Source organism: Nostoc sp. CmiVER01 (genome assembly GCF_034531135.2).
Lineage (GTDB): Bacteria > Cyanobacteriota > Cyanobacteriia > Cyanobacteriales > Nostocaceae > Nostoc.
In genome coordinates, this window is record NZ_JAVRBU020000019.1 from 23,983 (window position 1) to 48,612 (window position 24,630).

A 24,630-nucleotide genomic window follows, 5' to 3' on the forward strand; every position below is an offset into this window, starting at 1 on the left:
AATCGCCGTTTGTATAATAATTTCTTTGTGGAGACGGCGATTTATGGCGTTTTGGTGATATAGTCATATCTGCCTCCACGCTCAAGCGCACGTTTGTAAGCAGGTCGCTCATGAATGCGATCGACAAATTCTTTGACCTTTGGTCGGCTCTCCACCTCTTCGGGGAGCATAGCGACTACTTCGAGAGGAAAGCTCATTTGGATATCGGCGGCGGTAAATTCCTCACCAACAAACCATGTATTTTTACGTAGTTCACTTTCTATGTAGTCAAAGTGAAGTTTGATCTGAGGCGCGACGAATCCACTAACAACGCTGCTGTCCCCTGCCCCGAAATTGTTCAATACTAATCGCATTACCAGAGGTGGCATTGCAGAGCCTTCAGCGTAATGCAGCCAATATGTATAGCGTAGATGCTCTAGTGTATCGAATGCTGGGACTAACCGACCATTGCCGTAGCGATTAACAAGGTATTCGATGATAGCGCCTGACTCAGCGATGGTGAGGTCTGCATCTGTGATTACTGGTGACTTGCCAAGCGGATGGACTTGGTGCAGCGACTCCGGTGCTAGCATCGTCTTTGCATCGCGTTCATAGAATTTGATCTCGTATTCGATACCTAATTCCTCAAGCAACCACAGCACACGCTGCGATCGCGAGTTGTTAAGATGATGAACAACGATCATAAAACGTTCCTCTTTTGATGGCTCATTACTATCCGATGTCGGCTAATCTCTAGCTATATTATTAAACTATCTTTTTCAGCCTAACTCTCTTAATTGGTATAAAAACCTCATTTGTTTCATTTATGGCTTTAATCATTGCTGGAGAACGTAGTGGGGTGGGCAAGACAACAGTTACGCTCACCCTTTTAGCATCTTTGTGCCGTCGCGATCGCCTGGTGCAATCTTTCAAGGTAGGCCCAGACTATATCGATCCGATGTTTCATCAACACGTAACTGGTCGTCCTTGCCGCAATTTAGACCCAGTGTTGACTTCCGAAGCCTACGTTCAACAATGTTTTGCCCATCATAGTCAGATGAGTGAATATGCCCTAGTGGAAGGGGTAATGGGGTTATTTGATGGAATTTCGTCATTAGTCACTAGTCATTTGTCATTTGTCAAAAACAAAGGACTAATGACTAATGACAAAGGACAAATTACTGATTTTGCGAGTACGGCACACATCGCGCGGCTTTTAGATTTACCTGTACTGTTGGTGATTGATTGTAGTCGTTTATCTGGTTCTGTAGCTGCGATCGCTCACGGCTATCGGTCTTTTGATCCCCGAATTAAAATAGCTGGGGTGGTATTAAACCGCGTGGGGAGCGATCGCCATCTCTCTTTACTCAAAGATTCTCTAGAACCCTTACAATTACCGATTCTCGGCGTACTGCGCCGTCAAGATAACATCACGATTCCCGATCGCCATTTGGGTTTAGTCCCCACAGCAGAACTTCCCGAACTCAACGCTTTAATTAATCGTCTCGCCGATTTAGGAGATACCTGCTTCGATTGGCAACACTTATTACCCTTGTTAAAATCAAAACCCCTTTCTCCTTCTGCTTCATCCTCCCTATCTCCCTTATCCCCAGTTAGGATTGCAGTAGCCCGCGATCGCGCTTTTAATTTCTACTATCAAGACAATCTTGATTTGCTGCAACAACTTGGCGCCGAATTGGTTTTCTGGAGTCCCTTAGAAGATGCGGCAATACCAAAAGATGTACAGGGAATGTATTTTGGCGGAGGTTTCCCAGAAGTTTTTGCCCAGCAATTAGCAGAAAATACTAGCGTTCGTGATGCAGTGAAAACAGCAATTCTTCAAGGAATGCCTGCGATCGCTGAATGCGGAGGATTAATGTATTTATGTGAGCAAATTATCGATTTTGAAGGTAAATCTTGGTCAATGGCGGGAGTTTTACCGACATCTGCTGTAATGGGTGGGCGTTTAACTTTAGGCTATCGTCGGGCAGTAGCTTTGCAAGATAATCTATTAGTCAAAGCAGGTACAACTGTTTACGGACATGAGTTTCATCGTTCCCATTTAACCTTAAATCCTACTCAGCCCCTATTTGAAACTTCTCGCTACGACTCTGAGGAAAATATGGGATGCGAGGGATGGGGTTTGCCTGCAAATGTTTATGCTTCTTATGTGCATTCGCACTGGGGAGAAAGTAGAGAAATTCCCCAGCAGTTTCTTCGAGAATGTCAAAAACTAGCATCTATAGAAACGTGGATATAAGCACAAAACCCAGTAGGGTGAATTAAAAACTATCAAAGCATTAACTCCGTAAAGAGGTGACACTCAGATCGTCATTCAATTTGCGAATCAGACGGGATAACTCACGAATGATATTCACCGCAATTTCGGGAGTTTCTTCGATCGCATCATACAGCTGCTCTTGGGTCAGTTCTAAAAATTCACAAGGTTCTAAAGTCGTTGCAGTGGCAGAACGAGGTTGAGTATCAAATACTGCCATCTCACCAAAATATTTTCCCTGTTCCACCTCTGCAAGTAGTTTATTACCAATGTGAACTTTAACTCGGCCTGAGACGACAATATAGAGCGATCGCCCTTCTTCTCCCTGGCGAAAAATTGTGTAATTAGCTGGAAATGACAATTCGTTCATTACTGAAGTGAGCCGCACAATAAAATCATCCCGCAATTCCTTAAAAATTGGGACTCGCCGGACAAATAATAAACGGTCAACACTGGTTAGCATAATTACAAGTTAAATATTAAACATTACTGTAAATTTAAAAACTGAAGCCACGCGATTAGTCATATTAACCGATGTTGAACGCTAGCGGTCAAGAATATCTTAAACTTTACCGACAGAAAACTACTTAGCATTGCTTCAATAGGAGCAAGAGCAAAGAAACTTCTCAAACTCGCTCCAAATCAAGGGGGGTTTGAATCCTATCAGTGAAAAGAACCTTCTGCCCGACGTTCGCGGACTCGCTCTAAGCGTACCCCTACGGGGAAGCAAGCTACGCGGTAGCGTCGCCATGCCAAAGGCTTTACGCTGCGCTATCTGCCTCCTTTAAGAATCACTTTTATTTATCGTTTTAAAAAACAAGAGTATTTGCTCTTATTTGGGTGAAAGCCATAATATTGACTTCATGAGCTCCCAAGGTACCTTGCTGAGAAAAAAATCACCAATCTGATTAGAGGCGATAGCTTCTAAAAACTGGGGAACTGGCGATCGGTTGTCGTTGGGTAAAACAGTCACAAAATATCCTGAACTGCCCTGACATCAAGGAGCAGAGAAGGACTAGGACAAACAGCATTGAATATATCGTGAGCAGCAATTATGAGTTGGTTAATTAGTACATTAATTATTGGAATCTCTGCCGCTTTTGCAACCACCTTTGACGACAATTTATATTTGACAGCTTTCTTTGGAAAAGTCAATCGCAGCTTTCGTCCTAAGCATGTTGTTATTGGTGAATTTCTGGGATTTACAGCCTTAGTATGCGCTAGTCTCCCTGGTTTCTTCGGCGGTCTAATTATTCCAACTACCTGGATTGGTTTGCTGGGTTTGCTTCCCATCACCATTGGTATTAGTAATCTTATCAGTCGAGAAGAAGAAGAGACAGTGCAAGCTGTGTCAGTTGACTTAACCTCTCCTGTTAAATCTGGACGCCAGAAGAAATCACTATTAGCAACCATCCGCGATCCGCAAACCTACCGCGTTTCTGCTGTCACCATTGCCAATGGAGGAAACAACATTGGGATCTATGTACCATTGTTTGCCAGTAGTAATCTTCCAAGTTTGGGTGTAATTCTCTGTGCTTGCTATTTCACTGTTGGGATGTGGTGCTTACTGTCTTACAACCTGACTCGTAATCCTCTCATGGCTCCCGTTTTAACTCGCTTCGGTCGAAAAATCTTCCCCTTCGTCTTAATTTACTTGGGACTCTCTATCTTAATTAAGAGTGAAACATATCGGCTTTTACCTAGTCTGGCAATGCTTTCTCATTAGGCATGAGGCGATTGCACCCGATCTGAAAACTCGAAATTATTGATGGGTGCTATCTCTGTGATGTAACCAAAAAAGTCAGCGATCGCTTCCCATCTAAAAAGATTTTTTAATCACTTGAATTTATCAATTAGAATCAAAATAATATTTGATGTTATCAATCAAGTTATCTAAAGTGAGAATAAAGCACATTATTGATGGCTCTTATAAAAGCAAGCCCAGCACTACGAATCATCATAGGAAGGAACTAATGAATAAACCAAATCCAAAAAAAATAACTCAGTGGATCATAACAGCAGTATTTCTGGTACTTGTAATAGGATTTTCGCTCCTTGATCAGCAAGCAGTTAAAGCTCAAACACTAACACCATCCATACCTACGGAATCTGAACTAGCTCCAGTAATATCTCCGGTTACATTGCCAACAGAGTCTGTTACTGCTCCAGTAATATCTCCGGTTACATCGCCAATAGTGTCTGTAGCAGAAAACGTTAGACGTTTATTACAAACTAATGAATGTATCGGATGTAATCTAACTGGAGCAATGCTAAAGGACGCAAATCTGCAAGCGGCAAACTTGGAGGGTGCTAACTTACAAAATGCAGACTTAGAAAGGGCTAACTTACAGCAAACAAATTTACAAGGGGCAAACTTTCAAGGAGCAGATTTAGGTAAGGTAAACCTTTTGGGAGCAAACCTTGTGGGAGCAAACCTATTTGATGCAGACCTAGAGAAAGCCAACCTATTGGGAGCAAATCTGCAAACAGCTAACTTACAGGGCGCAGACTTGGAAAAGACAAATCTCACAAATGCAAATATCCAGGGGATTAACCTAATGGGGGTTGATTTGGAAGATGCAATCAGACCAGAAGGATTCACTGTTCAGTAATTAAACCGAAGTTCTCTGTGCAAAAGTCTTAAATAGCCTCAAAAGCCTGATTCAGTAATGAATACAGGCTTTATTTTTTAAAATGTGAGGTCGACGGGATTTTTTCTATTAAGAGGATACCGTTACGTGGGCTTTTTTACTTTTCAGACAGGCTATTGTACTTTCAACTTGAGTAAGTCGGCGTGAAAAAACCAAACTATGTTTTTAGTAAGGGAGGTTTGAGATGTTTTTTAGGTACGCGAATTATACTACTTGTATTCGTTCAGACGATTTTGATGTGATCGAACAGGAAGTGACGCGCTTGTTAGAACAGGAGCCAGATTGTCTGCGTATTCCCCAGCCTCCTGAGCTTGTTTGCAATCTGGATGAATATCTGTGGGAAGTAATTGTACGCGAACTGGGAATTGTATGCTTTTTTAATGGAACGGGTGGGTGGATTGTTGGCTTTTTTGCTGGTGAGGGCGGGTGGACGATTGTTAAGACTTGGCCAGTCGATCTGCTTTGTGCGCGCGCAGAAGGTGCTAGTCGCCCTCGTTTGTCCGCACTGGCAATGGAACTAGGGTGCGATGCTTTTCATTTTAGGGTGACTCGTGACATCAACGGTATCTTGCTAGAAACTGATGCAACAGGTCACATCTTCATTTCTGGTTGTGTTAATGCTGAAGAAGGTGAAAGCGATCAGTTTTATGATGAGCAAGTTGATACACCAGGCTTGCCCCCGCAGTTTTCTCTATTGAATGTGCCACAATCGATGGAGGCAGCAATGCAAGTAAACGTAGCTCCTGAAATTGCAAGAATTGAAGCTGAGTACGAGCGGCTGTTGGTAGAAGCTCCAGATTCAGAGTTATTATTTAATTTAGAAGATGAAGTATTAAAGGGTTATGCTGAACGCATTGATAATGCTTTGGCGAAAGTAATAGACAAATCTAAATCCTGGTATGTGGATTTAGCTTACGATGTCTACACAAAACCACAGAACTTAGAAGCCAAAGGAGTACGTTTGCTGTACTTCCAACCTCCAACTACGTACAATCCTCATCCCCTCATCCTGCTACCACCTGAGCCTCTGTCTGAAGATGATGAATCTTTCTAATATTTCCTTTTCAGAATAGAGGCTTGACGTATTTATCGTTAAAAGTTTGTACCCATGTAATTGTCGGAACTTGCGATCGCCACAATAGTAGATAAAGGAACTTCAGCAAAATACTGTCGCTGAAATTGTTCTTCTCTGACAGCAGCTAAAAATCGTTCTACTGCTGCCTCAGCCAAGTTTTCTGCACTATCGCTTGAATGCCAGGTGATTTGCAAATAACGGTCTTGTCGCTTGACTGTGAACCCTAAATATTTTAAGGCTTTAATTCCTAGAAGTAAGGTTTGGTCAGTGATGCCGATTTTCTCTAAAAGTTGGACGCGGGTAACTAGTTGATTTGTGCGACTAAGATATTTGGCAATTCCTACAAGAGTCAACCAAATTTGATTGGGTGGTTGCAGGTTGGGTTTAGACCAAGCGATCGCTAATTGTTGCGAACTACTTATCGTTAAACATCGCCGCAACCATGCACGTAAATCATCCCAGTTTGTAGGACAATCTTCAAGCAAGAATGGGGGAGTGGGTAGAGACGCGATTAATCGCGTCTGTACTTGGGAGTGGGGAGTCGGAAAGTTGCGCCAGTCTAAGATGAGTGGTAAATTCCGAGTGCTGAGTGCTGAGTTAACACTGGGACGCACGGCAATTAATCTGATTTCATAACGTTTTTTAAAGGTGTTATAGTCTAGCTCTGCTATGCAATCACACCTTCCTATAGGCAATTCATCTTTGTAGTGCCCCCACCATATGCCAGGAAAAGCACTTCTGCTGGAATCATCCCGAATATCAAACTCAGTTTTAATATACTGTACCTTTTTCCCTTGCCAATCCTGCTGATTACGATGCCAAGAATTTTCAAACCAGCAGTTTTGAATTAGCAATTTCGGAACAGGATTACCCATTCCACAAGGTTCTAGCAGTTTCATCTCCAAAAATAACTCTTTTCCCAAGTCTGCGACTGTTACCGTCAAGTCTGCTTGCACGCTTGGCGTTAGGGTTGTACTACCTAAAGATTGCCGTAACTGTTGATTAATCGCTGCTGTAAATAAAGGAATATTCTCCACCAACAAACTCAAACCTGCTGCAAAGGGATGTCCACCAAAGCGATGTAACAAATGTGCTTGGTCTATTACCAGTTGGTATAAATCAACTGAATTCACCGAACGAGCGGAACCCCTTGCTAAGGTAGTAGGGGCGGAATCTTCTTCCCCACTCCCTACTCCCGATTCCCCACTCCCTTCCGTACTTAACAAAATAGTCGGGCGACCTGTTTCTTGTGCTACTTGTCCAGCAACTAAGCCCAAGACACCCGCAGGCCATTGGGCATCTTCTAGGACGATGACGCTGGTGGTTGATAAGTCTAATTGAGTAAGTTTTTGTGCTACTTGCGCTTGCACATCTTTTTGCAAAGATTTGCGACGGGTGTTTGCGAGTTCTGTAACTTCGGCTAGTTCGTTACAACGTTTGGCATCCCGACTAGTTAATAATTCAACGCAAAAACTAGCATCGCCTTGGATGCGGCTGACGGCGTTAATTCTTGGCCCCAAACCAAAGGAAATGTCTGTGGGGCGATCGCCACTTCTCTGGCACAATTCTAATAATCGCCCCACCCCCGGACGCCGACGCGCTGCTGCTGGCTGTTGAAAATCTGCTTGCAGTCGTTGAATTCCCATCTGTGCTAAATAGCGACAATCTCCACTTAACTGTACTAAGTCGGCAATTAAGCCTACTGCTACTAAATCTAATAAATCCTCTAAGGGATATTTTGCAATATTAGGCAGACTTTGATATAACGCTTCGACTAACTTATAAGCTACTGCTACCCCAGACAGATTGAACATTTGATGTTCTCTGGGCAAATAACGAGGATTAATAATTGCTGCGACGGGTGGACGTTCGACGGGTAAAGTGTGATGGTCTGTAACTATTACATCTATGCCTAGTTGTTTGGCGTAGATAATTTCCTCAATGTTTGTGCTGCCTGTGTCGCAAGTAACAATTAATTTGCAACCTTGTTTTGCAAGGTTATCAATCCCTTGATTATTGAGTCCGTGAGATTCTTTCAGGCGATTAGGAATATAATAAATTAACTGAGTATTTTGTTTAAAAAATTGCCCCAATCCATCCCAAAGTACAGATGTAGCGGTAATCCCATCAGCATCAAAATCTCCCCAAATGGCAATTTTTTCTTTGATCTTATATGCTTGTTGCAACCGGGCGATCGCTAAGTGCATTTCTTGCCCAAACTCAAAGGGACTCGCTGGTTGATAAGCTTTGTGGTTAATAAAAGCTATTAATTGTTGATGATCTTTAATTCCCCGTTGCCACAACAATTGCGCTGCATATATTCCACTGGATGCAGGTGTATGCTGTTTTACCGCTTGGATGAACCACTCTGGGGGTTGTTCTGTTGCTGCTATATTCCACTGCTGTTGTTCTGGCATACAAAGAAAGTTAGGAGTTAGAAGTGAGAAGTTAGGAGTTAAGAGTTTTAATTTATAACTTTTAATTACTAACTTTTAACTGTTAGATTGGAGATTGATCCTCAGGCGTTTGAGATTCACTGACTAGGGAATTAAGGACTACTTCATTGGCGACGCTATCGGGTTTACGGGCACGAATTGCTGGACGCGAGCGCTTGTAACCGGCTCTTTCAGCTTTTTGGTGTTCGTAATCAATCAATCTGCCATAATATTCATGTTTGCTTAAATTCATCGATAAGAAAATATGCTGGCGGATATTACCAAAACCTTTGCGATTAAAAAACTTTAATGCTGAAGTATTGGTAGGATCAGTGTCTACCAGCATAAACCGCGCTCCATCTTCAATCATCCGGGCGACGACTTTATCAACTAACTTATCTGCTACTCCCCGACGCTGGAACCTTGGACTAACTCCCAGCCATAAAATGTATCCGTAAGTCCAGGATGCTTTGGTAATGATGGTTCCCAAAATAAATCCTGCTAATTCTCCATCTGTTTCGGCCACAAGACAGTATTCGGGATCGGTGTTGTAAAGTCCAATCACCTCCCATTCGTCCCAGGTGCGGTATAAATAAGGATATAAATCGCTGGTAAATAACCCTTCTCCCAAGTGGTAAACGGGAGCAATGTCATCAATTCCTAATTCGCGGACATAAATCGCTTCAGTTTCGTCAGAGCTTGACATAAATTTAGAAGTTGTGATTTTTTATATATAGCAGTCCTAAATCATTTATGAAATTCTCTTCTTTTCCCTTTGGTGTCTTCTTTACAAGACGCTTCACGTTGACGAAAGCCTCTCATAGCGAAGGCGGTTTGATAATTTCCACAACTTATATAATATTTCTGTAGTTCTTTTAATTAAAATGCTTTTAAATACTTTAAATTTACAAAAATGACTTTTTATTAATACAACTATAAAAAATATTTTTTAATAACACAATTCTAAAGATAAAATCAGAGTGAGACTTCTTGAATGCTATCAAAATTCGGTAATGAGTCTTTCACTGCTTCTTCAGGAGCTTGGGTACGTAGTTTACCACCGTAAGGATAACACCTTTTAGCAAACTGACAATAATCACAGGTTTTGCTACCCTCCACCACTTGAGGAAATTGCTGGTTATTTTGGTAATTTTCCAGCCAAATAGTTAACTGGGTTAATAGTTGATTAAGTTTCTTTGCTATTTGTGTATGTTGAACAGTACTGTAATTAAACTTAATATTTTGCGGTTTACCCTCAGATTGGACAAACCAGTAAGTCATCGAAATATTTTCTGGTAAATAGTCGCTAGTTTCTGCCAATACATACAGATAAAGCCGTGTTTGCCAGTTAGCTTCTAATTTGCGTTTATTAGGTGGTTTAGGATAAGTTTTCCAGTCGAGAATTTGCGCTTGTTGGTTATCTGCAATCAATAAATCATAGACAACCGTTAGCAAATAATCCTGAACTTGCAGAGTTCGATAATGTTCACTCTCACGGAAAATTTGATTATCAGATGCAGACGTTAAAATTTCTGGGGCTGCATCAGCAAAAGCTAGCATCCAGCTTTGCAGTTTAACATCTGCTTGCAGGAAACTATCAATAGGCAAACCCATTTCTCGCTGCTGCATTAGTAAGTGAAAGCGGCTACCCAAAGTTTGCCGTTCTTCTTGTTCTGGGTTTGAGGGCGAATTTAGTTGTTCTAGGTAAGTATGTTGGAATTTACGCGGACAAGCTTCTAGTAAGTTAAGTTGTCCTTGAGATAGTCGCAGTAGTTGAGTGGGAGTTGACAGCATTCTTCTATTTTAGAAGCAAATTCTAATCTGCAACTCACCTTTGGCAGGCTATCTGTAAAAAACAGTGATTTTTTACTGCCTTCACAGATAGTTCTCATGTCTGCTATTTCAACTCATCCTTATCTACATCATCCTGGTTATTGGAATATTTAGTTTTTCCTTGGGACTTGATTGAGCCAAAGCTGTAGACCATAGCTATTTTAACGATGTCAAAATATGCTGGATGATTAGCTTTGTTAACGATCGCCAAAGAGATTGACCCTGCCACTAAGATGACTAAAAGCGGCGAAAGTGTTTCTCTTACCCCAGAGTCGTTGCTGTTGCTTGACATGATACAATCTCCTAGTGGTAAGTCTTGGGCTAACTTGTACTTAACTTAAGAAAGTTGACTAAACTTCACTACAAACCTAAAATTGCAATCTTGTTGCTGATGATTGGATGAGGAATCAACTCCAGGACTCAATAATCATGGCGATCGCAAATAGACAAAACAGAGATACTGCTATCCTCACAAAGCAAATCCATAGACTTGTGGATAACAGCATCCCAGCTATTGAGACAGCGCCAAAAACGTGAGACAATACAAGAGCGATCGCCAAACCAAGCAAAGTCAGCAGAAAATACTTAAGTCCCTGACAAAACCACTTAAATAGTAGATTTTCATCATCTTTGAGATTGATTTTCATATTTTTTGTCCTGTTTTGAGAGTTGAATCTAAGTAGCAGCTAGGGCTACCTCGACTGTCCTAAAAAAGGAGTCAATAATTGCGTTGCTTTTAGCTAGTCAAAGCACGCAGCAGTCCTACCAAACCTGAATCAAGTTTGAATACCAACAACAGTGGTTTTGGTATTTACAAATGGTGAAAGTGAACTTTTAAATGAATTGCAAAGATAATTTTGCAATTCATTGTTAGGCGCTCAATGCTCGTGATGATGCAGAACGCACACTACGCGCATCAACCCCTAAAATGCAATTCCTACAGACAACAGACTTTGAATGCTTGCCTTTTTTAAAATCGATTAACAGTTCTAGCTTTTGTCTTTACCTTTTACTCACTAAGTTTGGGTAATTCAACCGTAAACTTACTAAGTTATTCAATTAACCTATGTTTTATTCACTATAAAGTAACTTGGTTACTGAGTCAAGTAAAACTGAGAAAATTATTTAAAAAGTCATAAGATATATAGTTTAAGCGCCACTTAGGCAGATGACTTTCTCACGTAGTGAGCTAACATTAGAGTGTAGTTTGCCTTAGTGTGAGTATGAGTGAGGTTCCTAAAGAATTTATTTTGGCTTTAGCCCAAGAACGGAGTGTGTCTAGCAGTGAGCTAGAGGTGTTGTTATATGCCGTTCAAGACAAATCGCCAAATGCGATCGCCGAAGAATTAGGTATCAGTGCCGAGGCAGTACGCAAAAGATTAAGTGAAGTTTACAAAAAATTCAATGTGAGTGGTGGTGGCCCAGGTAAACTCACTAAGTTACAGCAAGTGATTGATAGTGAGTATCGAGCATCTTTAGTTAGTGTAAAACCCATTGCCAGCAAGCCTCCAGATTGGGGCGAAGCACCTAGTATCAGTGGTAGCTTTTACGGACGAGAAGCAGAATTGTTTTGCCTAAAGCAATGGATTGTCAAGGATAAGTGCCGATTAGTAGCACTATTAGGGATGGGGGGAATTGGCAAAACCACTTTGTGTGTAAAGCTAGCAGAGGAAGTGCAGTATGATTTTGAATACTTGATTTGGCGATCGCTCCGCAATGCCCCACCTCTCAAAGAACTCTTGGCTAACCTAATCGTATTTTTATCTGATGAAAAAGAAATTGACATACCAGAAAACGTAGATAATCAAATAACCTTACTGATTAAATATTTACGAAAACAGCGTTGTCTTTTGGTCTTGGATAATGCCGAGGCTATTTTGCAAGGGGGCGATCGCGCCGGACATTATACAAAAGAATATGAAGGTTATGGTCAGCTACTCAAACGGGTAGGAGAAGAACCTCATCAAAGCTGTTTAGTGCTAACTTCTCGGGAAAAACCCAAAGAATTTGCACCATTAGAGGGAGAAGCATCACCAGTCAGAACATTATCACTACCCAGATTGGAAGAAACAGAAGTACAAGAAATTCTTAAAGATAAAGGCTTGGTTGGTTCACATACCAGCTGGGCAAAATTGGTTGAGAATTATTCAGGTAATCCCTTGGCATTAAAGCTAGTGTCTGAGACAATCAGAGAATTATTTCGTGGTAATATCGCTGCCTTTTTAAATGAAGGAGAGATAATTTTTGGCGACACCCGTAATTTATTAGATCAGCAGTTTGAGCGGACATCGGATCTAGAAAAAGAAATTATCTACTGGTTGGCAATTAAGCGTGAAGCAGTTTCACTAGAAGATTTGCTAGATGATATTATAAGTCCTTTGTTAAAAAGGGAATTACTGGAGGCAGTAGAATCACTACGCAGGCGATCGCTAATTGAGCAAATAAGTGAGAAAACATCTGCACTATTCACCCTCCAGCCTGTGGTGATGGAATACATCACTGACAAACTGATTGAACAAGTCTGCCAAGAAATTACCAGTAGTGAAGTTGCACTTTTCAATAGTCATGCCTTGATAGGAGCTACTGCTAAAAATTATGTCAGAGATATTCAAATTCGTCTCCTTCTTAAGCCAGTTGCCGAAAGGTTACTCAATATTTTTATAACTCCAAAATATGTTGGAGACAAACTAACCCAAATTCTGGAGAAACTGCGAGACAAATCTGCTATCAAACGAGGATATGCAGGGGGTAATAGTCTTAATTTGCTGTGTCAACTACAGGCCGATTTAAGTGGCTATGACTTTTCTTATCTAGCTGTTTGGCAAGCCTACTTGCAAGGTAAAAATTTGCACGATCTCAATGTCGCTTACTCAGACTTATCTAAGTCAATTTTTACAGAAACCTTTGGGAGTATCTTATCGGTGACATTTAGCCCCGATGGTAAATTTTTGGCTACAGGTGATGCTAATGGTAAAGTTCGTTTGTGGAACTTTGATGGCAAACAACTTTTCACTTGTAAAGGGCATACTATGCGGGTATGGTCAGTCGTGTTCAGTCCGGATAGTAACACCTTAGCAAGTGGCAGTGACGATCAAACAGTAAGATTATGGGACGTTTGCACTGGTAAATGTCTTAAAACCTTGCAAGGACACACTAATTGGATCTGGTCAGTGTCTTTCAGCCCAGATGGTGAAATCTTAGCGAGTGGTAGTAATGACCAAACAATAAAACTGTGGAATATCAACTCTGGTGAATGCCTGAAAACCCTTCAGGAACATACTAGTCGGGTAAATTCTGTAGTTTTCGGCCCAGATGGTAAAATCTTGGCAAGTAGTAGTGACGATAAAACAGTGAAACTGTGGGATGTCAACTCTGGTAAATGCCTGAAAACCTTGCAAGAACACACCAATTGGGTTTGGTCAGTGGCTTTCAGTCCAGATGGCAAGCTACTGGCAAGTGGCAGTGAAGACCAAACAGTGAAACTGTGGGATGTCAACTCTGGTAAATGCCTAAAAACTTTGCAAGAACATAACAATTGGGTTTGGTCAGTGGCTTTCAGTCCAGATGGCAAGCTACTTGCAAGTGGCGGTGAAGACCAAACAGTAAGATTATGGGACATCAACTCTGGTAAATGCCTGAAAACTTTGCAAGGACACACCAAATGGATTTGGTCAGTGACTTTCAGCCCAAATGGTAAGCTACTTGCAAGTAGTAGTGATGACCAAACAGTAAGATTATGGGATATCAACTCTGGTAAATGTTTGAAAGTTTTGCAAGGCTATACCAATTGGGTCAGGTCAGTGGCTTTCAGTCCAGATGGCAAGCTACTGGCAAGTGGTAGTGAAGACCAGACAGTGAAACTGTGGGATGTCCACTCTGGTGAATGCCTAAAAATTCTGCACGAGCATGTTGGTAGAGTCAGCTCAATTGTTTTTAGTCCCGATAGCAAAACCTTAGCCAGCGGAAGCGAAGACCAAACAGTAAGACTGTGGGATGTCCAATCTGGCAACTGCTTGAAAGTTTTGCGGGGTCATACTAATTGGATTTGGTCAGTAGCTTTCAATCCAGATGGCAATATTCTCGCTAGTAGCTGCGAAGACAAAACAGTGAGACTTTGGGATGTCCAATCTGGCATCTGCTTGCAAGCTTTGCAGGGGGAAACCTCTTGGATTTGGTCAATAGCTTTCAGTCCAGATGGCAAGCTACTGGCAAGTGGTAGTGACGAGCAAAAAGTGAGACTGTGGGATGTCAACTCTGGTAAACCTCTAAAAGCTTTAGATGGACATACTAATTGGGTTAGGTCAGTAGCTTTCAGTCCGAATGGTCAAATATTGGCTACTGGCAGTGAAGACCAAACAGTGAAACTGTGGGATGTCAAATCTCGTAAATGCTTAGAAGTTTTGCAAGGGCATACTAACTGGGTCAGGTCAGTTGTTTTCAGTCCAGATGGCAAGTTCCTAGCAAGTGCTAGTGACGATCAAACAGTCAAACTGTGGAATCTCAATAAAGGAGAACCCCTGAAAACTTTACAGGGACACTCTTTGGGAGTATTGTCAGTAGTTTTCAGTCCAGATAGTCAAACCTTAGCCAGTGGCAGCCAAGATGAGACAATTAAACTTTGGGATGTATTGACGGGTGAGTGCCTAAAAACACTGCGATCGCCAAGACCCTACGAAGGAATGAATATCACAGGAGTTACAGGGTTAACCGCAGCGCAGTTAATGACGCTAAAAGCTTTAGGGGCGGTGGAGGAGAGCAAAAATAAAAGGTAAAAGAATGAATTTTGCCTTTTTACTCAATTCTTTTACCTTTTTTATGTACCTGATGCTTATTTCATATTAGCTCTTGCGTCCTTCACTGCGGCGAAAAAAAATAATCCTGTGAGTGGAATGCTCAATGCCAGGATAATCGCAGTGGCTGTGAAACCAAAATCCGGTCGTCCGTAACTGAGTTCAAAAATCGAACCGACAGCTGCGATCGCACTTACACAAGAACCACCCAGAAATAAACCGCTTTTTGGAGTTAAATACACAACTAGCCCCCTATTTTATTGGTTTCACCGCTTGATACGAGAAGCCATTCTTAGATAGCTCCTGGGCTAAAGTCAAGGAATTTTCCACACGGTCTACAAATACTACACCGTTCAGGTGATCCATCTCGTGCTGAATGCAGCGTCCCAGGAGGTCATTAGCCTTTAATGTCCGGGGACGACCGTATTCGTCTTTATAGGCAATTTCTACGACTTCGGGGCGCTTTACATCTAAATATACGTTGGGAATACTCAAGCATCCTTCTTGGGCTACGGAGATGTCGCGGCTTACTTGTTTAATGGTGGGGTTAATCAGCACCAAGGGCTGATTAGCTGCGTTCTCTGGTTCCAGGTCGATGACAATTAGTTGTTTATGAATTCCCACTTGGGGTGCAGCCAAACCAATGCCATCTTTGCTATACATAGTTTGCAACATTTCGCGCACTACTTGGCGGAGTTCGTCATCTATTTTCGCAACTCGCTTTGCAGCTTGACGTAGGACGCGATCGCCTAAATAATGAAGCTCCAAAGGTGGATTTTTTAACTTTTTTTTCTCGACAGCAATTTCAGAAGGCATGAGTCTTGATGGCTAGATGGTGAAAATTCCTACTATCTTCATTCTATAAGACTCATATTTAATTTTTGAAATACATGTAGAGGAGACAGTGCTTTACGGAGGTTCCCGACGCTCGATAGTGTAGCGTTAGGAACGAGCGTCTGACTTGCTCTAAGCGAACGCAAGTGCGTCTAGTAGCGAAGATGATTAAAATATAACCAAAAATCTTTAGTCTACTGAAGTAGACTTTAGCTGAAAGCCAAAGAAGTTTAGTTCCTGGCGGGTAAGTCAGCCCCAACCCTTAGGGACGCTGTTCGCGTTCAGGGAAGTCAAAAGTTAACACTGAGCGGAGTCGTTCGCGTAGCGTCTCGCAGAGAAGTGTCAAAAGTCAAAAGTCATCAAACTGTACTTTTCAAGCTTTTGAGCCTTACCTAATATGAAATTGATTGTAAGTCGTTTGACAACCTATTTCTGATTCACCTTTGATTGCAACTAGGATTTCTATACAATATTTTTTTAGTAAAAAGATTTATCCAATCTATCTTTTATTGAAATAAACCTATATTTAACAATATTTTCTTGCATCCTCACCACATTCATTAACTAAATATAATAAACACTTAAAACGAAGACCAACTATTTGTTCATAGAGGGGGTTAATTTTACACAAAGGTGGAATTTGGAACAGAGTCCGACCGAAAACTGTAACAGTTCTTGCAAAAGGGCAATTGGAGGGAATTACTTTGCACAATAGTTTGGCTAGATGATAATCATGTATTTCTACGGACTCAAGTTGATATCGGATTTGGCTTAATAAGTTATTATTCAAATTGGCTTTAGTTAAGAAGTTCATAATTTAAAATTCCTTCAATCAATCTTGTTTGTTCCTTTAAATTTACATCTCTCCTTAGATACTAAACATCGTAGAACTACCAAACTATTTTCTCCCTTTTTTAAAGTCACTTGTAAAAACAGTAAAATTGCTTAGAAAGCAAACCAGGTAGCCAATTGTTATTAATAACTGTGGGATCGACAGTGAGTCTATCTATAGGGAATGGCACAAGAGCAAGGTAAATCGTCGAGACAGCAGGAGCAAAGGAGCAGCAAGGAAGTAGAAATGTAGAAAGGCTAATGTATTGGCAAACTTTGCACTATTGACTATAAATAGTGATGTTATTGACGCAAAGACATAAAAGCTGAACTTAACGTCAACACGCTAAGTTCATTCAAATTTCGAGGTGATGTGTGTTTAAATCTTTTACGAAACTTGACTATCTGCTAAAAGAAACTTTCCTCGGTTTACTGCGGGGAGGTTGGATGAATTGGGCAGCTGTAAGTACTGTAACAGTGTTACTGTTTTTATTTGGCTTGAGTTTGCAAACCTCTTGGCAAGTTGAAAAACTCCTTTATCAGTTTGGTAGTCAGCTAGAAGTTTCAGTTTATCTCGAACCGGATACGCGGGCCGAAAGCATGGAGTCACTCATCGCAACAATGCCAGAGGTGGCGGCGATACAAAGTATTACCAAAGAACAAGCTTGGACTAAGTTAGTTAAGGAAATGAGAATTTCTGATATAGAGGGGGCTACGCAGCAGCTAGGTGAGAATCCTTTGGTTGATGAGATGAAGGTGAAGGCGCGTAATTCTCAAGTTGTACCAACTTTAGCAACGGAGTTGGCCAAATTGCCGGGAGTTGAGACGGTGCAGTATGTGGATGAAGCGGTTAAACGCATTGCCCAATTGCACCAAGGTCTAAATTGGATTACTTTAACAATTACGATTATTCTGACTTTAACAGCGATCGCAGTGACTACTACGACAATTAGGCTGATTGTCATGGCGCGACGCCAGGAAATTGAAATTATGCAACTAGTGGGAGCAACCTCTGCTTGGATTTACCTCCCGTTTATTTTACAAGGGATTACCTTCGGTTTAGTTGGTGGTGCGATCGCTTGGAGTTTCATTTCTCTGATTCAACAGTTTCTCGGTAAGTTGCTAGCCAATCAACCTGAATTTATTCAAGCTATCACCAACGGAGTGCAACTCACTCCAGCCCAAATTTTATTATTGCCCCTAATTCTCTTAAGTTTCGGTGCAGCTGTAGGATTAATGGGAAGCTTATTCGCTGTCCGACGTTTTGCCAAAGGTTAATCATTAATCATTGGACATTGCAAAGGACAAATGACTAATGATTAATGACAAAATCTTATGAAATCACAATGGGAATGTTTTCTGCAAAATCTCGGTGTATGGGAAGGTTCATTTACCAACTTTTCTCCCGAAGGTACACTTCTTAACGATGCTCCTAGCCATCTTTCCCTAGAAGCTTTAAACAATAACCAGACAGTACGCCTAACTCTAAGCCGTTCAGGAGGAGATGATGTAATTAGAGAATATAGTTCTGTGGGAGGGGGTCTACTTTTTTTTGAAAATGGTTCATTTTCTGAGGGTTTAATTCAGCTAGGGCCATTTTCAGAATTTGGTGCAGAACTCGCTTTTGTTCATGAAAATCGCCGCTTACGCCTGGTGCAACTGTTTGATAAGACTGGTAATCTAAGTAGACTAGTTCTAATTCGAGAACATCTAGCCAGAACCGCAGCAACAGAACGTCCACCTTTGCAGATAAATGATTTGTTGGGAGAATGGCAAGGGCAAGCAGTAACAATATATCGAGATTTGCGTTCGCCTGATATTTACTCTACAACTTTGAAAATACAACTTAATGATACTGGGCGATTAATTCAAAGTACCTCTTTTGGCGAGCGTACAATTACCTCAACTGCTACCATCAAAGGTTCCATCGTTCTCTTTGACCAAGATCCCGAAAAGCAAGTACAAGTATTATTGTTACCTGATGGCGCTTCTGCAACTTCTCCTCTAAAGGTGCAATTGCGTCAACCATTATTTTTGGAAGCGGGTTGGTTAATCCAGCCAAACCTGCGCCAGAGGATGATTCGCAGCTATAACGATAAAGGCGAATGGATTAGTTTGACATTAGTTACTGAAGAAAAAGTCTAAGGGATTTGAGAGTGCGATCGCCAACACCCCACAGTTCACTAGAGGCATATAAGCAGTAAACATTTCTTTGGTTTTGGAATGGTAATCAGGCAATTTGAAGCGTACTAGGTTCAGGAATAGATTCACCTTCTACTTGCCAAGCTTCCAAGTACATTTCAATCACTTCTTCGCCATTACGAATAGCTTCCTCACGAGTTTTGCCATGAGTGCAAGGCATAATAACGCGATCGGCAAACTCTGGAATGGTGACTAGGAAAAGCTGATCTTCATCAGACCATTGAAGAATCATACTGTATCGATTCATGAATCCTCGTCCTCCCTTAACTCTTGGAGTTCAGTTAATAAACTTGCTAACTGTTTTTCTAGATAGATTGGCACATCGTCTCCATCTTTACCGGGATAAGTGGTAGACCGTTTGCTGTAAAGTTATTGTTAGCGTGCACCTTGATCGCCACTGTTTTCAATGTAACGGCGCAAAACTGAGTTAATTAGTGTTTTGTACTCTGCACCTTGTTTACGAAACCACGTTATCACTTCTGAATCTAACTCAATCAGGTCACTAGCTCGTGTTGCGGGAATCCTCAGCGTGGCATTTTCAAAAAACTCATCGCTCAATGGTGGAATGTCTGAGTAATCAATGTCCTCATCTGTCATCGCCTCTAATGCAGCCCAATCAGTACGTGAGGTATTGTTCAAGTCGTTGACGCTCATATCGGTTTGCCCTTCGTGCTGAAATAACGCGGATTATGTTGTTCTGCCGTTCTGCCCAAACGACAACCGCTACACCGTTGCCTAAAAAGCCGATTCCGATCCAGCGATCTTCGCCATAATCAAAACGCTCATCAAGCTCAATCAGCATGGAATTATTAAACATTCCGGGGACATCTGCAAAATCAATTCGATGTTTACGAATATTTTCAAGATTCTTTGTTTCGTCCCACTCAAACTGCATGAAGACTTAATGAGCAATACATAAACAGTTAAGCCCATTATCGCTTATTACAGATGAATGAGAAATCCATTTATTTTTATAGTAAAAAACAGCGACGTTCCAATGCTTGCTTAAGTAAACCTTGATATTCTTCATCTTCAACCCGATAAGCCCCAAACCTCTTCAAATGCGGATTCATCATTTGGCCATCAAAAAACACAAATTTCCTTTGACGCAATCTTTCCACCAACTTTACCATCGCTACCTTCGAGCCTTCGGGAATCCGGTAAAACATCGACTCTCCAATGAAAGCCCCACCAATAACAATCCCTAAAATTCCCCCAGCTAACTCGTCACCCTGCCAAGTTTCAAAACTAAAAGCATAACCACTCTGGTAAAGTAGCCAGTAAATCTTTTGTAATTCCGGTGAAATCCAAGTTGTCTCTCTGTCAGCACACCCAGCCACCACAGCTTGAAAGTCCCGATTAATAGCCACACTAAAACGCTCTTGATTCAAGACACGCTGCAAAGACTTAGGGTAGCGAAACCGTTCATCCAAAGGAATAAAAGTTCGATCGCGACTTGCATACCAACTCAGGCGATCGCGCTCATCAGCCATGAGAAAATAGCCTTGTGCATAACCCCCAACAATAGCCGCGATATCATATTGCATAAATAAATATAAAAAAAACACTCATAGAAACGCCATCCGATCCTATCAATCACCCTCCGCGTTCCTCTGCGTTTCCCTTTGCGTCCCTCTGCGTTTAAAATAAAAAAAATGACTCAACCAATTCCCCCCATTACCCTACCACCACCCGAAAACCCTCTCCTCGAAGGTGAATGGTTACGAGAACGCTTACAACGGTGGCTAGATACAGAATTTATCCCCGAAGCAGTCAACCAAAACATTGCCCAACGAGCCGCACAGATTTTTGTGCGTCAACGGATGGAAGGAGAAAACGACCTTGGTTCTCTGGTAATTGCCATTGTCACAGAGATGCAGTCGTATGATTTTTCCAATAGCTTCTATGGAGAGTTTGCGATCGCTAACGCCGTCAGCGATCTACTCTTAGAAAGTCTGGGAATTGATAAGTGTTGTGGTCAATAATATTTTGTCATTTGTCCTCTGTCATTAGTCCTTTGTTATTTACCAATGACCATTGTACAGACGCGATTAATCGCGTCTCTACTGACTCTTAACTACCAACTAGACTTAACAACTCCAGGCAATAGACCTTCATGCGCCCATTCTCTTAGCACGTTCCGAGACAGTCCAAAATCGCGGTAAACACCTCTAGAACGACCAGTCAACCAGCAACGATTGCGGTGGCGGGTGGGCGCACTATTCCGGGGTAGTTGTTGAATCTTCCGGTGGATTTCCAGCTTATCTAGGGGAGATGCTGCACTTCTGAACTCTTCTAAAAGAGCTTCCCGCTTGTCAGCATACTTTTCTATCAACTTCGTGCGCTTTTTCTCGCGCTCAATCATGCTCTTTTTTGCCATTATTCTCTAACTTATTTAAAGACACCGTTCTCCATTCTACAGTCTCTCCATCAATTCTGGGGTTACTTGTGTCGCTTATCCTACAACCACTGGCTTATTAGCAGCAGGACATAAATCGGCAAGTTCACAAGCAATGCAGACGGGAGAGCGTGCTTTACAAATAGCACGACCGTGATAAATCAGCCGAATTGACCAATTTTCCCAATCAGGTTGTGGCAATAAACCCATTAAATCTTGCTCAATCCGAACGGGGTCTTTTGCTTGGGTTAAACCCAAACGTTCGCTAAGGCGCTTAACGTGAGTATCTACCGTCACCCCAACATTAATGCCATAACCATGACCCAAGACTACATTGGCTGTCTTCCGCGCCACACCTGGAAGCTTTAATAATTGCTCCATTTGGTTAGGCACAACAGAGTCAAATTCGCTAACAATCATTCGACAGGCAGCTTGAATGTTCTTAGCTTTATTGCGATAAAACCCTGTTGAACGCACTAGGTTTTCTAATTCTACCAAGTCAGCGATCGCTAAACTCTCAGCATCAGGAAACCGAGCAAATAAAGCTGGTGTCACCTTATTCACCCGCTCATCAGTACACTGAGCAGAGAGAATAGTTGCCACCAACAATTGTACTGGCGTTGAGTAGTTCAAAGAGCAAGTAGCATCTGGATAAAGACGCTTTAGCCTAGCTAAAATTTCTATCGCCCGTTGCTTCAAAGGTAAAACTTCCTTTTCCCTATTCCCCACTCCCTACTCCCCACTCCCTATTTTCTACTGGAACAATCTTTGCACCCACTCTAATTGACTAGTTAATTGAGTAGTTTCTTTGACTATCAGAAAAATTCCTAACCCTAAGAGTAACACCAAACCGGTTTGCATTACACCTTCTTGAATCCGGGCTGGTACAGGCTTACCGCGTAAACCTTCAATCAGCAGAAAAGCGAGTTGTCCGCCATCCAAAGCTGGTAAAGGCAAAATATTGATAATAGCCAAGTTAATGCTGATAATTGCCGCAAAAGACAACAGATTTGCGCTATTGTCTTCAGCTAATTTTGCACCGATTTTGACAATATTAACTGGCCCAGAAACTTGTCCAGCAGTTTGTTGAAAGTTAGTAATTAATTGCCCAAAACCACTGAGTGTACCAACAAATAATTGTTGAAATCTGTTAGCAGCAATCCCAAAAATTTCAAAAGGACTATTAGGACGGCGATAAACTGCCGTAGCATTTGGACTAAGTGCCACACCAACTACACCTTTACCATCGGCTCCCAATTTTGGTGTTAATTTCAGAGTTTGTTGTTGGTTGTCACGCAGAATTTTCAGTTCAATTTGCTGATTGGGATGAGTTTGAATTTCTTTTGTCAGCAAAGGAGTTGACTTTTCAGAAGCCGGGAGTTCTTGACCGTTAACAGCCAGAATAATATCTCCTTCCCGAATTCCTGCTTGATAAGCAACAGATTCTTGATTAACAGGCTGTACGGCGACACCAGCTTTATAGGTTAATTCCTTGGGAATGCCGACGATACCCAATTGCAGAACTAACACTAAATAGGCAAATATTAAATTTGCGATTACTCCAGCACTAATAACGATCGCCCTATCTAAAACTGGACGGTTACGTAGTAGATTTGGGTCATTGGGTGGAACATCGCTATCGGGGTCATCATCGGGAAAGCCCACAAAGCCGCCCAAGGGAAAGGCGCGGACAGCATATTCGGTTTGCTTTCCTTGATACTTAAGAAGAACTGGGCCAAAACCCAAAGAAAAACGGTTAACGAGAATGCCTTGAGAACGGGCTGCAACAAAATGTCCCAACTCGTGTACCAAAATCAAAACAGCCAAAACTGCGATCGCTGCTAAAACTGACATAGAGTAAATTAGTGAAAATATTAAGCTATAGTTATCTCCATTCTAATTGGGCATTGGGTATTGGGCATTGGGCATGGGGCATTGGTAAAAGACTAATGACTAATTACAATACTTCACGCCCCAAGTAAGGTTGCAGCGCTTCTGGTATTCTTACTGTCCCATCAGGTTGCTGATAATTTTCTAAAATTGCTGCCATAGTCCTTCCCACAGCCAAACCCGAACCATTGAGGGTATGTACGAACTGAGTGCCTTTTTTTCCCGCCTCTTTGAAGCGAATATCAGCCCGCCGCGCCTGGAAATCTATAGTATTGGAACAGCTAGAAATTTCGCGGTATTTGCCAGAAGAGGGCAACCAAACCTCTAAATCATAAGTTTTGGTAGCAGCAAATCCCAAATCTCCTGTACTTAAATTTACTACTCGGTAAGGCAACTTCAACGCCTGTAAGATTGCTTCTGCATTCCCTACCAATTTTTCCAATTCATCAAAAGATGTACTGGGTTCGACAAATTTCACCATTTCCACCTTGTTGAACTGATGCAGGCGAATTAACCCCCGCATATCGCGTCCATAGCTACCAGCTTCGCGGCGAAAGCAGGGAGTAAAAGCACAGTGATAGATAGGCAAGTTTTCAGCAGCGAGAATTTCACCCCGGTATAAATTTGTAACTGGAACTTCCGCCGTCGGAATCAGCCACAAATCATCATCAGCGCATTTAAAGCTTTCTTCTGCAAACTTGGGTAACTGACCGGTCGCCGTCAAAGACTCGGTATTCACTAACAGAGGCGGACTGACTTCCACATAACCAGCTTGAGTATGGAGAGACAGCATAAATTGAATTAATGCCCTTTCCAATGCCGCACCAGCGCCTATTAAAGTTACAAAGCGACTTTGGGCAACTTTTACAGCCCGTTCAACATTAAGAATACCCAGCTTTTCGCCAATTTCCCAGTGAGGGAGAATATTCGGATTTTGAGGAATGTACTCATCACCCCAACGACGTACTTCTATGTTATCTTCCTCATTTTTACCAAGGGGTGTAGAGTCGCTTGGTAAGTTAGGAAGTGCCAACACAAGTTGAGCAATTTTAGCTTTAAGGTCTTTTTCTTGGGGTTCGAGTTCACTCAATGTAGCTTTGACAGAGTTACCTTCATCCCGCAAAGTCTGAATTTCTGGGTCTTGAGGATTTATCCCAGATTTAATCTTTTGCCCGACAATTTTACCAATTTCGTTGCTACGAGCTTGGAGTTGACTGCGCGTTCCCTCAAGTTCCCGTTGTTGCCGATCTAACTGTAAAATCGGTTCGATGTCGTATTTACCACTACGACTATCCAATCGTTCTTGAACTAATTGCGGATTTTCCCGTATTTGCTTGATATCCAGCACAAATTTTTCTCAGTTTTTAGCCTATTATCTTCCAGCCAACATTTCAGCAGCATATAGCCAATTATGCACCCAAGTCAAAAGAGGGG

The 24,630-nt window shown here is 41.8% G+C and carries 26 protein-coding genes; 8 read left to right on the forward strand and 18 right to left on the reverse strand.

What is annotated here, in order from left to right; genetic code table 11:
* Nucleotides 1-41: 41 nt before the first annotated feature.
* Nucleotides 42-683 carry a glutathione S-transferase family protein gene (locus tag RMZ43_RS28650; protein WP_322653724.1) on the reverse strand — a complete coding sequence of 214 codons (642 nt, stop codon included), beginning with the start codon at nt 681-683 and terminating at the stop codon, nt 42-44.
* Nucleotides 684-805: 122 nt separating this feature from the next.
* On the opposite strand from RMZ43_RS28650, the gene RMZ43_RS28655 reads away from it, so the two are divergent.
* Nucleotides 806-2,239, forward strand: coding sequence for a cobyrinate a,c-diamide synthase (locus RMZ43_RS28655; RefSeq protein ID WP_322653723.1), 1,434 nt, complete (start codon nt 806-808; stop codon nt 2,237-2,239).
* Between the two features lie 40 nt (nt 2,240-2,279).
* Here RMZ43_RS28655 and RMZ43_RS28660 read toward each other — a convergent pair whose 3' ends face one another.
* Nucleotides 2,280-2,720: a cyclic nucleotide-binding domain-containing protein gene (locus RMZ43_RS28660; protein ID WP_322653722.1), complete on the reverse strand. Its 441-nt coding sequence runs from the start codon at nt 2,718-2,720 to the stop codon at nt 2,280-2,282.
* Between the two features lie 591 nt (nt 2,721-3,311).
* Here RMZ43_RS28660 and RMZ43_RS28665 point away from each other — a divergent pair.
* The 3 genes from RMZ43_RS28665 (at nt 3,312) to RMZ43_RS28675 (ending at nt 5,962) form a co-directional block, all read left to right on the forward strand.
* Nucleotides 3,312-3,983, forward strand: a complete 672-nt coding sequence (locus RMZ43_RS28665; RefSeq protein ID WP_322648528.1) for a cadmium resistance transporter — start codon at nt 3,312-3,314, stop codon at nt 3,981-3,983.
* Nucleotides 3,984-4,230: 247 nt separating this feature from the next.
* Nucleotides 4,231-4,869 carry a pentapeptide repeat-containing protein gene (locus RMZ43_RS28670; RefSeq protein ID WP_322653721.1) on the forward strand — a complete coding sequence of 213 codons (639 nt, stop codon included), beginning with the start codon at nt 4,231-4,233 and terminating at the stop codon, nt 4,867-4,869.
* Nucleotides 4,870-5,092: 223 nt separating this feature from the next.
* Complete coding sequence (locus tag RMZ43_RS28675; RefSeq protein WP_322653720.1) at nt 5,093-5,962, forward strand: hypothetical protein; 870 nt, start codon at nt 5,093-5,095, stop codon at nt 5,960-5,962.
* A 38-nt stretch (nt 5,963-6,000) separates the two neighbouring features.
* Here RMZ43_RS28675 and recJ read toward each other — a convergent pair whose 3' ends face one another.
* The 5 genes from recJ to RMZ43_RS28700 form a co-directional block, all read right to left on the reverse strand.
* Nucleotides 6,001-8,400, reverse strand: a complete 2,400-nt coding sequence (gene recJ, locus RMZ43_RS28680; RefSeq protein ID WP_322653719.1) for a single-stranded-DNA-specific exonuclease RecJ — start codon at nt 8,398-8,400, stop codon at nt 6,001-6,003.
* A gap of 82 nt (nt 8,401-8,482) precedes the next feature.
* Nucleotides 8,483-9,124 carry a GNAT family N-acetyltransferase gene (locus tag RMZ43_RS28685; RefSeq protein WP_322653718.1) on the reverse strand — a complete coding sequence of 214 codons (642 nt, stop codon included), beginning with the start codon at nt 9,122-9,124 and terminating at the stop codon, nt 8,483-8,485.
* 269 nt (nt 9,125-9,393) lie between these two features.
* Nucleotides 9,394-10,212: a PD-(D/E)XK nuclease family protein gene (locus tag RMZ43_RS28690; RefSeq protein WP_322653717.1), complete on the reverse strand. Its 819-nt coding sequence runs from the start codon at nt 10,210-10,212 to the stop codon at nt 9,394-9,396.
* Between the two features lie 103 nt (nt 10,213-10,315).
* Nucleotides 10,316-10,543, reverse strand: coding sequence for a hypothetical protein (locus RMZ43_RS28695; protein WP_322653716.1), 228 nt, complete (start codon nt 10,541-10,543; stop codon nt 10,316-10,318).
* 115 nt (nt 10,544-10,658) lie between these two features.
* A complete protein-coding gene (locus tag RMZ43_RS28700) occupies nt 10,659-10,898 on the reverse strand; it encodes a hypothetical protein (RefSeq protein WP_322653715.1) in 240 nt (79 codons plus the stop codon).
* A 576-nt stretch (nt 10,899-11,474) separates the two neighbouring features.
* Here RMZ43_RS28700 and RMZ43_RS28705 point away from each other — a divergent pair.
* The gene (locus RMZ43_RS28705) at nt 11,475-15,023 is read left to right on the forward strand and encodes an NB-ARC domain-containing protein (RefSeq protein ID WP_322653714.1); all 3,549 of its coding nucleotides are present in this window, start codon (nt 11,475-11,477) and stop codon (nt 15,021-15,023) included.
* Nucleotides 15,024-15,079: 56 nt separating this feature from the next.
* On the opposite strand, the gene RMZ43_RS28710 is transcribed toward RMZ43_RS28705, so the two are convergent.
* The 3 genes from RMZ43_RS28710 to RMZ43_RS28720 form a co-directional block, all read right to left on the reverse strand.
* The gene (locus tag RMZ43_RS28710) at nt 15,080-15,283 is read right to left on the reverse strand and encodes a hypothetical protein (RefSeq protein WP_109011114.1); all 204 of its coding nucleotides are present in this window, start codon (nt 15,281-15,283) and stop codon (nt 15,080-15,082) included.
* A 10-nt stretch (nt 15,284-15,293) separates the two neighbouring features.
* Nucleotides 15,294-15,857, reverse strand: a complete 564-nt coding sequence (gene def, locus RMZ43_RS28715) for a peptide deformylase (protein WP_109011115.1) — start codon at nt 15,855-15,857, stop codon at nt 15,294-15,296.
* Nucleotides 15,858-16,401: 544 nt separating this feature from the next.
* Nucleotides 16,402-16,689: a Mo-dependent nitrogenase C-terminal domain-containing protein gene (locus RMZ43_RS28720; protein WP_322653713.1), complete on the reverse strand. Its 288-nt coding sequence runs from the start codon at nt 16,687-16,689 to the stop codon at nt 16,402-16,404.
* A gap of 392 nt (nt 16,690-17,081) precedes the next feature.
* Here RMZ43_RS28720 and RMZ43_RS28725 point away from each other — a divergent pair, with 392 nt between their 5' ends.
* Together RMZ43_RS28725 and RMZ43_RS28730 are read left to right on the forward strand one after the other, a co-directional pair.
* Entirely contained in the window at nt 17,082-17,984 is a 903-nt protein-coding gene (locus RMZ43_RS28725) for a cell division protein FtsX (RefSeq protein ID WP_322653712.1), read from the forward strand.
* Nucleotides 17,985-18,041: 57 nt separating this feature from the next.
* Nucleotides 18,042-18,851, forward strand: coding sequence for a DUF3598 family protein (locus RMZ43_RS28730; protein WP_322653711.1), 810 nt, complete (start codon nt 18,042-18,044; stop codon nt 18,849-18,851).
* Nucleotides 18,852-18,936: 85 nt separating this feature from the next.
* Here the strand turns inward: RMZ43_RS28730 and RMZ43_RS28735 are convergent, their stop codons facing one another.
* The 4 genes from RMZ43_RS28735 to aat all read right to left on the reverse strand — a co-directional run bounded on the left by RMZ43_RS28735 (nt 18,937) and on the right by aat (nt 20,455).
* A complete protein-coding gene (locus RMZ43_RS28735) occupies nt 18,937-19,155 on the reverse strand; it encodes a type II toxin-antitoxin system HicB family antitoxin (RefSeq protein ID WP_100899697.1) in 219 nt (72 codons plus the stop codon).
* A gap of 128 nt (nt 19,156-19,283) precedes the next feature.
* Entirely contained in the window at nt 19,284-19,562 is a 279-nt protein-coding gene (locus tag RMZ43_RS28740) for a BrnA antitoxin family protein (protein WP_322648541.1), read from the reverse strand.
* Entirely contained in the window at nt 19,525-19,803 is a 279-nt protein-coding gene (locus tag RMZ43_RS28745) for a BrnT family toxin (protein WP_322648542.1), read from the reverse strand. The genes RMZ43_RS28740 and RMZ43_RS28745 overlap by 38 nt, the downstream gene beginning before the upstream one ends.
* Before the next feature lie 76 nt (nt 19,804-19,879).
* The gene (gene aat, locus RMZ43_RS28750; RefSeq protein ID WP_322648543.1) at nt 19,880-20,455 is read right to left on the reverse strand and encodes a leucyl/phenylalanyl-tRNA--protein transferase; all 576 of its coding nucleotides are present in this window, start codon (nt 20,453-20,455) and stop codon (nt 19,880-19,882) included.
* A gap of 108 nt (nt 20,456-20,563) precedes the next feature.
* Between aat and RMZ43_RS28755 the strand changes: the two genes are divergently transcribed.
* Complete coding sequence (locus RMZ43_RS28755; RefSeq protein WP_012410384.1) at nt 20,564-20,893, forward strand: hypothetical protein; 330 nt, start codon at nt 20,564-20,566, stop codon at nt 20,891-20,893.
* 92 nt (nt 20,894-20,985) lie between these two features.
* Here RMZ43_RS28755 and rpsN read toward each other — a convergent pair whose 3' ends face one another.
* From rpsN to serS, 4 genes are all read right to left on the reverse strand, one after another.
* Nucleotides 20,986-21,288, reverse strand: coding sequence for a 30S ribosomal protein S14 (rpsN, locus tag RMZ43_RS28760; RefSeq protein ID WP_190939279.1), 303 nt, complete (start codon nt 21,286-21,288; stop codon nt 20,986-20,988).
* A 75-nt stretch (nt 21,289-21,363) separates the two neighbouring features.
* Nucleotides 21,364-22,035 carry an endonuclease III gene (gene nth, locus RMZ43_RS28765; protein ID WP_322653710.1) on the reverse strand — a complete coding sequence of 224 codons (672 nt, stop codon included), beginning with the start codon at nt 22,033-22,035 and terminating at the stop codon, nt 21,364-21,366.
* A gap of 24 nt (nt 22,036-22,059) precedes the next feature.
* Nucleotides 22,060-23,160: an RIP metalloprotease RseP gene (gene rseP / locus RMZ43_RS28770; protein ID WP_322653709.1), complete on the reverse strand. Its 1,101-nt coding sequence runs from the start codon at nt 23,158-23,160 to the stop codon at nt 22,060-22,062.
* 103 nt (nt 23,161-23,263) lie between these two features.
* The gene (gene serS / locus RMZ43_RS28775) at nt 23,264-24,544 is read right to left on the reverse strand and encodes a serine--tRNA ligase (RefSeq protein WP_322653708.1); all 1,281 of its coding nucleotides are present in this window, start codon (nt 24,542-24,544) and stop codon (nt 23,264-23,266) included.
* Between the last annotated feature and the right edge of the window lie 86 nt (nt 24,545-24,630).